Source organism: Bradyrhizobium rifense, from assembly GCF_008123425.1.
Classification (GTDB): Bacteria; Pseudomonadota; Alphaproteobacteria; order Rhizobiales; family Xanthobacteraceae; genus Bradyrhizobium; species Bradyrhizobium rifense.
Genome location: NZ_VSSS01000108.1, coordinates 18,859 through 28,597 on the forward strand (window position 1 = coordinate 18,859; position 9,739 = coordinate 28,597).

16 protein-coding genes are annotated in these 9,739 nt (G+C 64.4%); 8 read left to right on the top strand and 8 right to left on the bottom strand.

The annotated features are described in order from the left end of the window. Positions 1–4: 4 nt before the first annotated feature. The 3 genes from FXB40_RS46370 to FXB40_RS46380 all read right to left on the bottom strand — a co-directional run bounded on the left by FXB40_RS46370 (position 5) and on the right by FXB40_RS46380 (position 1,782). Positions 5–574 (bottom strand): TetR/AcrR family transcriptional regulator, encoded by a 570-nt coding sequence (locus FXB40_RS46370; protein WP_148778930.1) that lies wholly within the window; start codon positions 572–574, stop codon positions 5–7. Continuing rightward, positions 574–918 (bottom strand): DMT family transporter, encoded by a 345-nt coding sequence (locus tag FXB40_RS46375; protein WP_148778931.1) that lies wholly within the window; start codon positions 916–918, stop codon positions 574–576. The genes FXB40_RS46370 and FXB40_RS46375 overlap by 1 nt, the downstream gene beginning before the upstream one ends. 198 nt (positions 919–1,116) lie before the next feature. Further along, positions 1,117–1,782 (bottom strand): O-methyltransferase, encoded by a 666-nt coding sequence (locus tag FXB40_RS46380; protein ID WP_148778932.1) that lies wholly within the window; start codon positions 1,780–1,782, stop codon positions 1,117–1,119. Positions 1,783–1,880: 98 nt separating this feature from the next. Here FXB40_RS46380 and FXB40_RS46385 point away from each other — a divergent pair, with 98 nt between their 5' ends. The 3 genes from FXB40_RS46385 (at position 1,881) to pdxY (ending at position 4,119) form a co-directional block, all read left to right on the top strand. Next, the gene (locus tag FXB40_RS46385) at positions 1,881–2,525 is read left to right on the top strand and encodes a TetR/AcrR family transcriptional regulator (protein ID WP_148778933.1); all 645 of its coding nucleotides are present in this window, start codon (positions 1,881–1,883) and stop codon (positions 2,523–2,525) included. Positions 2,526–2,616: 91 nt separating this feature from the next. After that, positions 2,617–3,258 (top strand): FMN-binding negative transcriptional regulator, encoded by a 642-nt coding sequence (locus FXB40_RS46390; RefSeq protein WP_148778934.1) that lies wholly within the window; start codon positions 2,617–2,619, stop codon positions 3,256–3,258. 48 nt (positions 3,259–3,306) lie between these two features. Further along, positions 3,307–4,119: a pyridoxal kinase gene (gene pdxY / locus FXB40_RS46395; RefSeq protein WP_148778935.1), complete on the top strand. Its 813-nt coding sequence runs from the start codon at positions 3,307–3,309 to the stop codon at positions 4,117–4,119. Between the two features lie 8 nt (positions 4,120–4,127). On the opposite strand, the gene FXB40_RS46400 is transcribed toward pdxY, so the two are convergent. After that, on the bottom strand, positions 4,128–5,468 hold the full coding sequence (locus FXB40_RS46400) for a hypothetical protein (protein WP_148778936.1): 1,341 nt from the start codon (positions 5,466–5,468) through the stop codon (positions 4,128–4,130). A 312-nt stretch (positions 5,469–5,780) separates the two neighbouring features. Between FXB40_RS46400 and FXB40_RS46405 the strand changes: the two genes are divergently transcribed. Both FXB40_RS46405 and FXB40_RS46410 read left to right on the top strand, forming a co-directional pair. Continuing rightward, positions 5,781–5,945 (top strand): Flp family type IVb pilin, encoded by a 165-nt coding sequence (locus tag FXB40_RS46405; protein WP_187437599.1) that lies wholly within the window; start codon positions 5,781–5,783, stop codon positions 5,943–5,945. Between the two features lie 174 nt (positions 5,946–6,119). After that, positions 6,120–6,368: a hypothetical protein gene (locus FXB40_RS46410; RefSeq protein ID WP_148778937.1), complete on the top strand. Its 249-nt coding sequence runs from the start codon at positions 6,120–6,122 to the stop codon at positions 6,366–6,368. A gap of 50 nt (positions 6,369–6,418) precedes the next feature. Here FXB40_RS46410 and FXB40_RS46415 read toward each other — a convergent pair whose 3' ends face one another. Continuing rightward, positions 6,419–6,682, bottom strand: a complete 264-nt coding sequence (locus FXB40_RS46415) for a hypothetical protein (RefSeq protein WP_148778938.1) — start codon at positions 6,680–6,682, stop codon at positions 6,419–6,421. Between the two features lie 13 nt (positions 6,683–6,695). On the opposite strand from FXB40_RS46415, the gene FXB40_RS48565 reads away from it, so the two are divergent. Further along, positions 6,696–6,842 carry a hypothetical protein gene (locus FXB40_RS48565; protein WP_187437598.1) on the top strand — a complete coding sequence of 49 codons (147 nt, stop codon included), beginning with the start codon at positions 6,696–6,698 and terminating at the stop codon, positions 6,840–6,842. Here the strand turns inward: FXB40_RS48565 and FXB40_RS46420 are convergent. Further along, the gene (locus FXB40_RS46420; RefSeq protein WP_210352244.1) at positions 6,823–7,428 is read right to left on the bottom strand and encodes a bifunctional transcriptional activator/DNA repair enzyme AdaA; all 606 of its coding nucleotides are present in this window, start codon (positions 7,426–7,428) and stop codon (positions 6,823–6,825) included. The two genes, FXB40_RS48565 and FXB40_RS46420, sit on opposite strands and share 20 nt — an antisense overlap. Before the next feature lie 112 nt (positions 7,429–7,540). On the opposite strand from FXB40_RS46420, the gene FXB40_RS46425 reads away from it, so the two are divergent. Together FXB40_RS46425 and FXB40_RS46430 are read left to right on the top strand one after the other, a co-directional pair. Beyond that, positions 7,541–7,960, top strand: coding sequence for a nuclear transport factor 2 family protein (locus FXB40_RS46425; protein WP_148778939.1), 420 nt, complete (start codon positions 7,541–7,543; stop codon positions 7,958–7,960). Between the two features lie 72 nt (positions 7,961–8,032). Then, complete coding sequence (locus FXB40_RS46430; protein WP_148778940.1) at positions 8,033–8,953, top strand: DMT family transporter; 921 nt, start codon at positions 8,033–8,035, stop codon at positions 8,951–8,953. 12 nt (positions 8,954–8,965) lie between these two features. Here FXB40_RS46430 and FXB40_RS46435 read toward each other — a convergent pair whose 3' ends face one another. Together FXB40_RS46435 and FXB40_RS46440 are read right to left on the bottom strand one after the other, a co-directional pair. After that, positions 8,966–9,259, bottom strand: coding sequence for a hypothetical protein (locus FXB40_RS46435; protein WP_148778941.1), 294 nt, complete (start codon positions 9,257–9,259; stop codon positions 8,966–8,968). A gap of 97 nt (positions 9,260–9,356) precedes the next feature. Further along, positions 9,357–9,599, bottom strand: coding sequence for a hypothetical protein (locus tag FXB40_RS46440; protein ID WP_148778942.1), 243 nt, complete (start codon positions 9,597–9,599; stop codon positions 9,357–9,359). Between the last annotated feature and the right edge of the window lie 140 nt (positions 9,600–9,739).

The window sequence follows — 9,739 nt, forward strand, 5'->3', positions numbered from 1 at the left end:
CCGGCTACCCGCGCCGATGGGTTTGCGCGATCAGGCGGTCGTGCACGGCGCGCAAATCGGCGTTCATGCGGGTCTGTCCCGTCGTGACGAAGGACAGCCAGGCGCCGTCGGCGGCCAGACGCACGATTTGCAGCTCTGGCGCCGCATCGGTGGCGCGGTGGCGTTTCAGGCGCGCCTTCATCCAGTCGTTCCAGAGCTTACGCAGTGACGGATCGGTGACGACCACCATGCTTAGCGCCGCCCATGGCGTGGCGAAGCCGAACGCCTTGCCGGTGAACACCGCATTGACATAGGCGCGTGTAAAACTGCCGCGCGGCTTCGGGTCCGCTTGGATGGCCGCGTCGATCTCGGCATCGACGCGGGCGAGCAGATCGGCGAACAGGCCCTCGATCAGCGCCTGCTTGCTTCCGAAATGATGAAACAGGCCGCCCTTGGTGACGCCGGCCGCCGCTGCCACCGCCTGCACCGTGATGCCGGAGACGCCGTGGTCCATGGCGATCGCCGCGGCGTGGTCGAGCAGGGCGCGCCGCACCTGCTCGGGCTGCTTGGCGCGGGTATAAGCACTCGCCGGCATCAATGCGCCGTCGTCTGCGAGAACAGGTTGATGACCACGACGCCCGAGACAATCAGCCCGATGCCGACGAAGGCTGCGGCGTCGAGCATCTGGCGGAACAGCACGAAGGAGACCGTGGCGGTCAGGATGATGCCGACGCCGCCCCAGATCGCATAGGCAATGCTCAGGGGAATGACCCGGATCGCGACCGACAGCGCGTAGAACGAGGCAACGTAGAACAGCACCATCGCCAGCGTCGGCCAGGGCCGGGTGAACTGCGAGGACTGTTGCAGGAAGGCGGACGCCGTCACCTCGAACACGATGGCGAGGGCAAGCGCGGCATAGGAAGTGAAAGCGGACGTCATGACGATCTCGGGCGTGGTGCGCGAAAGATACCGCGCGGTAGGTATGTTTAGCACGCGCAACATGGCTTTGACCGGCAAGCAGATATCACGTGTGAGTGACGAGCCTGCGACAGGGGACCGCAGGGGCCGACAACACAAAGCTGCCCCGCGAGGGATCGCGCGGCAGCTCCGGACTGTCGTGAACCGTTCGATGCGGCCCTAGTTGATTCGCACGGTGAGTTCGACGTCCTCGGCGAAGGGCGTAGACATGTAGCCGTTGCCGGGCTTGCGGACGCGCGCGAGATAGTCGGGGCTGAAGTCGGCGTTGTCGGCGACGATGATCGCGCCAGGCTTCAGACGGTCTTCGACCAGATCGAGGATATCCGGGTAGAGCGCCTTGGCGCCGTCGAGCAGCACGAGATCGATCTGATCGGGCAGATCCTCGCTCAGCGTCTGCAGCGCATCGCCTTCGCGGATTTCGACGAGATCGATCAGCCCGCCGTCCCTGAGGTTTTCCCGCGCCCGTGCCGCCTTGGATGGCTCGAACTCGCTGGTGATGAGGCGGCCGCCACCATTGTCGCGCAAGCCTGCGGCCAAATGCAGGGTCGAGATACCGAACGAGGTGCCGAACTCGACGATCACCTTCGCGCGCGAGCTGCGCGCCAGCATGTAGAGCAGGTGACCGGTCTCGCGCGAGACGGCGAGCGGTGCGTCCTTCAGGCGTGCGTAGAGGTCGCGGTACTCGGTCTTGCTCTGCATCATCCGAGTGCGGTCGGCGTCGGTCACGTCGGCGAAGGCGGCTCGCGTTACGCCGCGTGCTGCTTCGTCCTGGTCGAACAGGCGATCCAGCAGCGGCGCAAGCGAGGTGATGGTTGGGGTGGTCATTTGGGCTCTCCAGAGTTCGCGGCAAAGCGTGGGCTTGCGTGCGGATTGAAATACGACTAATTCGTCACGTTTCCTATTCGCATTCCCCCGGGCGCATCATGGCCGATCGTCGAAGTCGTTCAGTTTCCTCACGAAAACAGCCCCAACAGGCCCGCTCCAACGAGCTGGTCGCGGCCATTCTGGATGCCGCTGTTCAGGTCCTGGCGAAGGAAGGGGTACAGCGCTTCACCACCGCGCGGGTGGCGGAGCGGGCCGGGGTCAGCGTCGGCTCGCTCTACCAATATTTTCCGAACAAGGCGGCGATCCTGTTCCGCCTGCAGAGCGACGAGTGGCGAAGCACGAGCGAGCTCCTGCGCGGCATTCTCGCCGATCGTGCGACGTCGCCTCCGGCGCGGCTCCGCGCGCTGGTCCACGCCTTCATACGCTCCGAATGCGAGGAGGCGGCGATCCGCGGCGCGCTGAGCGATGCCGCGCCACTTTATCGCGATGCGCCCGAAGCGCAGGACGCACGAGCGGCCGGCGAGGGAATCGTCGCGGCCTTCATGCGCGAGGCGCTGCCAAAGGCCTCGGAGGCGACGGGCGAGCTCGCCGGGGAGCTGATCAAGACGACGCTGAGCGAGGTCGGCAAGCGGTTCTCGGAAACGCCGCGCACCGAGGCTGAGATCGTGCGCCACGCCGATGGTTTGGCCGACATGTTCTGCGCCTATCTCGATGAGCTTGCACGCCACGGACGTCATTCCTGACATCTGCGTTTGCGGCCCAATATCGTTTCGGATTCCGTGGGGTCATGGGTTAGCCTTGCATCGTCCTTGGTCCAAGCTCGAGTGCCGCACCATGCATGTCCTTCGGCCCCAGTTCCGCATCGAGGAGCAGCGCGCACTGGAATTTGCGGGCCGGCGCGGCTTCGGCGTGATCGTGGCGGCGGATGCGAACGGCCCGCGCGCCTCGCACGTGCCGTTCGTGCTGGTCGAGCGCGATGGACGCGTGATCGTGCAGATCCATTTCACGGCCAAAAACCCGCTGGTTGAGCTTGCCGACGGCGTCGGGCGCTTCCTGCTGATCGTTGCCGGAGACGATGCCTATATCTCCAATGACTGGTACGCTTCCCCCGACAATGTCTCGACCTGGCTTTACGAGGCCGTGCATCTGTCGGGTGTGGCGCATCTGCGCCGGCACGACGAGAACCGTGGCCATGGCGATGCGCTGCTGGCGGTCGCCGAGGCGCGGCTACCAAAACAGCCTTGGGACCTCCGGCAGATGGAGCCGGGCAAGCGCGAGAGCATGCTGGCTGCGATCCGCGTCGTCGATCTCGTGGTCGATCAAATCGAGGGGCAGGCCAAGCTCAACCAGCACAAGAGCGACGCGGACCATGTCGCGGTGGCCGATCAACTGGCGCGGTCGGTGGAGACCGGGCACCGGAGGCTGGCGCGGAAGATGCAAGCGCTGCGGCCGGGGCTCCGGTACGACGTTTCGTGATCCGGGCTACGCTTGCCACATCCAGCTTTTGACCCTACGGACCTCTGCATGCTCGTCATCTCGATTCAAAGCCAGGTGGTCCACGGCCATGTCGGCAACAGCGCGGCGGTCCACGCGATGCAGGCGGAGGGCGTCAACGTCGCTGCGGTGCCGACGACGCTGCTGTCGAACCATCCGCGCTATCCAACCTTGCGCGGGCGGGTGCTCGACGCTGAGCTGGTCGCCGATCTGCTGCGAGGTGTCGAGGAGCGGGATCTTGTCGATGAGGCGACCGTGCTCGTCACGGGCTATCTCGGCTCGCCCGACAACGCCTTCGTCATCGCCGATTTCGTTGAGCGAGCGCTGTCGCGCAATTCGAAGCTCGTCTATCTCTGCGATCCCGTCATCGGCGACGACGGCCGCGTCTATGTCGCCGACGGCATTTTGGATGTGGTGCGGCATCGCCTGTTGCCGGCCGCACATCTGATCACGCCGAACCAGTTCGAGCTCGAGCTGCTCTCCGGCGTCAAGATCGCAGACACGGACGGCCTGCGTGGTGCAGCGGTTGCACTTGCGGGACAACGCCGGATCGACGTCGTTGCTACCGGCTGCACGCTCGCCGACACGCCAGCGGGGCAGGTGGAGACGATCCTGTGTGCTGACGGACAATTGTCGCGCTTTGCGACGCCGCGGCTGCCGATCCGGCCCTATGGCACCGGCGATCTCCTCACCGGCCTGATCGCGGCGCACCTCGCCAAGGGCACGGCAATCGAGGCGGCGGTGCGGCTTGCGGTCGAGACCGTCTTTGCCGTGCTCGTCCGCACGCAAGCCGCAGGATCGGAAGAGATGCGTCTCGTGCCGTTGCCGGCCTCAGGAAACTGAGCGACGGCTCAGGTCGTTCGCTTCGCGGCGGATTGTGCCGATTTCTGCGGCTTCGCTGGGCTCTTCTGCTCCCGCGCCGCCTGGGCCTTCGGCAGCCTGGCGCGGGCCAATGCGCGCGCCTTCTTTGATTTGGTGTTGGCAGCTTCCTTGCGGTCGGTCGCAATGCCGCGCTTCGAGATATATTCCTGACCGTCGATCGGGCCGACATGCGGCGGATCGCGATCGAGATAGGGCCGGCCGATGCCGAGCGCCTTGCCGTTGGCATCCACCCACTTCCACAACACCTCGGTCGAGACCCAGCGCTGCGCGCGGTTGTCGCCCTTGGTGCTGACGATGTCGGCCGCCATGCCGTGGCCGTAGCCGCCGCGAAGGCTGCCGCCGTGATAGGAACGGTTGGAGGCTGCCTTCAGGCCGCTCGCAATCTCCTGGCGATAGTCGTCACGGAACGCGCTGGTGATTCCCGGCGAGAGGCCGGCGGCTTCGGCGGCGAGCAGCATGCGAAAGAGCTTCTGCTTGAAACTCTTGTCCATGCCGCCGATGACGTAATCCATCAGCGCCATCTTGACGTGGTCGGCCGCCTTCGGATCCTTCCAGGCAAAATCCTCGTCGACGAGTTTCGTGAAGCTGCGCATCACCGTGACCATCTTGCCCCTGCGCTTGATGGTGACGGCGCGGCGGTCCTCGACCTTGATCGAGTCTTCCTTCGGCGTGCGCTGATAGAGTGCCCAGAGATAGCGGTCGATGCAGGCATCCATGGCGAAGCATTCATCGAGCACGGCCACGGTATCGGCGGACGGCGATGCCTTGCTCTCGGCCACGGGCCCGCTTGCGATCGCCGCGGGTGACAGCGTTTCCTGCGGCACGACGTCGCCGGGATCGGCGGATGCAAGCTTGATGGTGGGCTCGGGCGTGGGCGCTGCTTCGCTCTCGACGGGGGCTGCCTCGCTGATGACTGCGGCAGCCTCGCTCGCGACCGGAGCCGGTTCAGGTGCGATCTGAGGCGTGGGTGAGGAGGCCGCAACCATGTCAGTCGGATCGGCTGAGGCGAGCTGGACGGCGGGGGCGGAAGTCTCGGGCGGTGGTGCTTCGACCAGTGCCACGCTCGGTGTCGCAGCTGCGGCGGCGGCGATGTCGGCGGTCAGGGCGATGCCATCATCGATCGTCGCCGCGCGCGGAATGTCGGCAAGCTCGAGGCGGGTGAGATCTTTGGCGCGCGAGACAGCGGCTGCATTGGCGCCGCTGTTCTCGATCAAGGCAGGGGCATAGGCGGAGAGGGAGAGCGCCAGCCAGCCGACCATCACGGCCGAGGGGCACGAGACCGCCACTAGAAGAGACCGCCGATCATTCATGATCCCTGCCTCCAAGGTTCGTCAGCGAACCAGATTGCACAGCCAAGCACGCGGCGCGTCAATTGTTCGGAGGACGATGTGGCGGCGCAATGGCGCAAAACCCCTGAAAAGGGCTTTTCACGCGAGTGTTGCCCGAATGCAACTTTGGTTCCCGCGCGGTTCCAGCGGCCATGGGCAGGGAAAAGCAGGCAAAATCGCCCTCGTATGTTCATTAAATTGAGCTATCCCGATTTACTCAATCTTGGATTGTAATGGTGCATTGCTCGCGTGCCGGCAACGTCCGGTAGATCTGGGAAGGACCTGCTTGTGAAGTTGAAATGCTTGTTGGTTGAGTTCGTGGCCGATGAATCCGGTGCCACAGCGATCGAATACGGCCTGATCGCAGCGGGCATTGCGCTCGCGATTATTGAAGTCATTTACGCGCTCGGCACCAATCTCGTCGCAAAGCTGCAAGCATTGGCGACTGCTTTGAAATAAGGGGGCCTCGTGGGCTGTTGAATCCAGCAGCCGCCGAGTGGGAACCCCTCCAGAAGGCCGGGTGCGTTAAACATATCGCTATGCGCGGCGTGCGATATTGCATTGCAGCAATGCATGTCGCAATGCAGCAAATCTGACTTACATGGGCTCCGAACTACTCTTTGGAGCATCACCATGAACAAGAAGACTTTGTCGATCGCAGCCGCCGTCCTCACTCTTGTGGGCACGACTGCCACCTCCGCCGCCGAGCTGCCGGCCTATGAGGCCAACGGCATTCCGGCCTCGCCCGTGCAGGTTCGCGTGCTCGGCGCCGCCCATGTCGAGCAGCAGGTGACGGCGCCCGCCACCAGCGTAACGGCGCTCCAGGCCGCCGTGCTGACGCCGCGCAAGCTGAAGACTGCGACCGTGGGCTCCGCCCGCTAAGACCGACATTGCACTGGGCCCGGGAGCCCGGTGCCAAGACCTTCACGACATCATGGCCGGGCTTGTCCCGGCCATTTCTTTTTGTCCGCGGCCGTCACGTCCGTCGCGACGAAGTGTTCGCTCAAACCGTGGGTGTGTTCCATCTCATGTCGCGTGTTGATGCGCAGACTGAGAATCCTTTGGCAGAATAATTCCTCGCAACGCGCGACTTGTGTACCGGCGTTCAAAACGAGTGTGATCTCCTTAATACTTGTTTTGCAGATCGCGGCGCTTGATGCGGGCGCCGCATATTGGCGGCCAAGAATCGTTTTCATAATGGAGTCCGTCATGCCTGTTGCGCAAAAAGCCGTTGTTGTCGCCAATTCGCCGCGCGAGTTCATCGTCCGGCATGTTGCAATGTTCGCAGCCGCCGCGCTGTTCGTGTTCGTGCTGAGCCTGACTTACGGGCTCGATCTCAGCCCCGGCTTCTTCTGAGCGATGACACCCTCCGCACTGTGCGCAAGCTCGACGGCGAACGGCCATAGAGCTCGGCGAAGGCAGCGTTGAAGCGGCGCAGGCTGCCGAAGCCGGACTGGAACGCGATGTCCGTCATGGTGCGCTCGCCGGCATCGAGCAGGCGCTTGGCGCGCTGGACGCGAAGCGTCTTGGCGAGCTGCTGTGGCGTCGCGCCGACGTGGCGCTCGAACAGCCGCGCCAGATGACGCGATGAGATGCCGAGCCGCGTCGCAAGCGTCACCACCGAGTCCTCGTCAAGCGCACCTTCATTGATGAGCCTCATTGCGCGCGCGACCGTCGAGCGCGTGCCGTTCCAGGCCGGGCAGAACGGCGCGGTCTCGGGACGGCAACGCAGGCAGGGCCGGAAGCCGGCAGCCTCTGCCGCAGCCGCCGTCGGGAAATAGCTCACGTTGCGCGTCAGCGGATGCTTGGCCGGGCAGACCGGCCGGCAATAGATCCCCGTTGTCTTCACTGCCGTGAAGAAGCGGCCGTCATAGCGGGGATCGCGGCGCAGCCGCGCGGCGTTGCAGGTCTCGAAACTCAACATCGGCAGATGATAGCGCATGCCGGCGCGGGCGAAAGGGCCGCGAGATGATCGAGTCCGAATGTGGCGAGCCGCGCCGCGTCTCAAGGCCTAGAAGGCGCCCTCACATCAACGCAAGCAAGGGGAGCGCATCGTGACCAGCCCGAAGGACATCGTACTCAACGCCTGGAAAACCTTTTCGTCAGGCGATGTGGATCGCATTGCGGCGCTGTTCACGGACGATGCCGAGTGGATCGCGCCGAAGGGCAACGCCACGGCCATCGCGCTCGACCACACCGACCACATGGTCGGCGCGAAGCAGATCGCGCGCTTCATCGCGCAGGAGATGCACAAGATGTTTTTCGGGATCGATATCGCCTTTCGCGGCGTCTATGCCGACGGCGACACTGTGATCGTGGAAGAGCGAATGCGTGCGACGCTTGCCGGCGGCAAGGCTTACGAGAACGACTACTGCTTCGTGTTCACTGTGGCCGGCGAACGCATCCGCGAGGTCAGGGAATACATGGATACGCGCAAGGGATGGCGCATGGTCTTTGGCGAGGAGGCACGATGATGGGATCATCGCGTGCCAGCCCTGCAACCGCGTGGGTTGAGCCGATGTGCGCCCTGACATAAGGCTTGGCCCATGGATCAGCGGACGAGCGGCGCTGACGCTCTCACTCAAACGAACGATGCGACGCAGGCGCTTCTCGGCGTCGTTTGCGGGCTGTCGGCTGCGCTGTTCTGGGCGCTCGGCTTTGCCGGCACGCGGCACGGGCTGAAGGTCGGCTTCACGCCGGTCGATCTCCTGGTGCATCGCTACGTCTGGTCGGGCATCGCCTTCCTGCCGCTGGTGCTGCGCGCCGGCATCTCCGATCTCTGCGGCATCGGCTGGGCGAGGGGCCTTGCGCTGATGGTGCTCGGCGGCCCCGTGATGTCGCTGATCTCCTACACTGGATTCCTGTTCGTGCCGCTCGGCCATGGCAGCGTGATCCAGCCCTCCTGCGCGACGCTCGGCGGCTTGCTGCTGGCCGCTCTGTTCCTGAAGGAGCGGATCTCCGCCTCGCGGGTTGCGGGCGCGATCGTCATCGTTTGCGGGCTCGGCGTGATCGGCGCGGAGTCGATTGGCCATATCGGCATCGACGGCGTGCAGGGCGATTTGATCTTCGTGCTGACCGGCTTGATGTTTGCAGGCTTTGGCGCGCTGCTGCGCTACTGGCGCGTCTCGGCGGTGTCGGCCGCGCTCGTCATCAACGTGCTGTCGCTGCTGCTGCTGCCGATCTATATCGCGACGGTCGGTCTCGCCCACGTTGCCGCGATCGGCATCACCGAGAACGCGATCCAGGCGCTGGCGCAGGGCGTGCTTGCGGGCCCTGCCGCGCTCTATCTGTTCGCCGTCTCGGTGCAGCGCCTCGGCGTTGCCCGCGCGGCCGTGTTTCCGGCCTGCGTGCCGGCGCTGACGCTGCTCACCGGATGGCTGCTGCTTGGCGAGCCGCCGACGGCGCTGCAGGCCGCCGGCCTCTTCGCGGTGTTGTGCGGATTCTACCTCGCGCAGCGGCAGAGGTAGAGCGCGCCGCGACTAACCGCTCTTGGCCTGCGGGCTGCAGGTGACGGTGCAGCTGTTGAAATCGCAGACCAGCAGCTGCGATTTCGCCGGGCATGCCTTCAGGCTGCGGATCGGCTTGGGCTCGCTACCGGGGACGACCATTTCGAGCGTGGTGCAGCTGCCGTAGCGGGAGCAGGCACCGCTCGGGAAAACGATGTCGGTACAGCGACAGCTCTGGAAGGCGTTCGCCGGCGTGGTGCCGATCAACGCCAGGGACGCGGGGGCCACGATGAGCGACGCGGCCAGGATGAGCTGACGGAAATGCATGACGACCTCCCTATGATTGTAAAGTATGCGGCAAGTTACCACAGGGGAGGTGCGGCGCTTGTGAAGCGCCTCACAAGGCCGCTCGCGCGACGAAGTCCTAGTCTCCGACCTGGACCAGCCGCGATCCCCTCATCGGGGATTTCGGCAGCTTGCCGGGTTTCTTCTTGGTTTTCTTGACAGTCGCCTTCGCCAGCGCCGGTGACTTCTCGAGCCGGTGCAGGATGTGCTTGATCAGCTCCTCACGATCGGACTTCTTGTCCAGGGCGTAGTGCTTGATCGTGATCTCGAGGCGATCCTTCTTCGGATGATAGTCGTGGTCGAGCGACGGCTTCTTCGACATGGACGGAACCCCCTCATGATACAGCCGGGCTGCGCGCCCTGGCCCGACAAAATCGCGAAAACAACCCCATGCACAGTAGAAATTCCTACGGAATTTATCGTTTCGACAAAACCGAATAACATTTGACCCGTCGAGGCTGG

What these genes read in the sequence shown, in the direction of transcription:
- pdxY (WP_148778935.1), top strand. Translation starts at nt 3,307, where the DNA reads ATGCTCGTCATCTCGATTCAAAGCCAGGTGGTCCACGGCCATGTCGGC.
- FXB40_RS46430 (WP_148778940.1), top strand. Translation starts at nt 8,033, where the DNA reads ATGGATCAGCGGACGAGCGGCGCTGACGCTCTCACTCAAACGAACGAT.
- FXB40_RS46380 (WP_148778932.1), bottom strand. Translation starts at nt 1,782, where the DNA reads ATGACCACCCCAACCATCACCTCGCTTGCGCCGCTGCTGGATCGCCTG.
- FXB40_RS46420 (WP_210352244.1), bottom strand. Translation starts at nt 7,428, where the DNA reads ATGCGCTATCATCTGCCGATGTTGAGTTTCGAGACCTGCAACGCCGCG.
- FXB40_RS46370 (WP_148778930.1), bottom strand. Translation starts at nt 574, where the DNA reads ATGCCGGCGAGTGCTTATACCCGCGCCAAGCAGCCCGAGCAGGTGCGG.
- FXB40_RS46390 (WP_148778934.1), top strand. Translation starts at nt 2,617, where the DNA reads ATGCATGTCCTTCGGCCCCAGTTCCGCATCGAGGAGCAGCGCGCACTG.
- FXB40_RS46440 (WP_148778942.1), bottom strand. Translation starts at nt 9,599, where the DNA reads ATGTCGAAGAAGCCGTCGCTCGACCACGACTATCATCCGAAGAAGGAT.
- FXB40_RS46410 (WP_148778937.1), top strand. Translation starts at nt 6,120, where the DNA reads ATGAACAAGAAGACTTTGTCGATCGCAGCCGCCGTCCTCACTCTTGTG.
- FXB40_RS46415 (WP_148778938.1), bottom strand. Translation starts at nt 6,682, where the DNA reads ATGAAAACGATTCTTGGCCGCCAATATGCGGCGCCCGCATCAAGCGCC.
- FXB40_RS46400 (WP_148778936.1), bottom strand. Translation starts at nt 5,468, where the DNA reads ATGAATGATCGGCGGTCTCTTCTAGTGGCGGTCTCGTGCCCCTCGGCC.
- FXB40_RS46375 (WP_148778931.1), bottom strand. Translation starts at nt 918, where the DNA reads ATGACGTCCGCTTTCACTTCCTATGCCGCGCTTGCCCTCGCCATCGTG.
- FXB40_RS48565 (WP_187437598.1), top strand. Translation starts at nt 6,696, where the DNA reads ATGCCTGTTGCGCAAAAAGCCGTTGTTGTCGCCAATTCGCCGCGCGAG.
- FXB40_RS46385 (WP_148778933.1), top strand. Translation starts at nt 1,881, where the DNA reads ATGGCCGATCGTCGAAGTCGTTCAGTTTCCTCACGAAAACAGCCCCAA.
- FXB40_RS46435 (WP_148778941.1), bottom strand. Translation starts at nt 9,259, where the DNA reads ATGCATTTCCGTCAGCTCATCCTGGCCGCGTCGCTCATCGTGGCCCCC.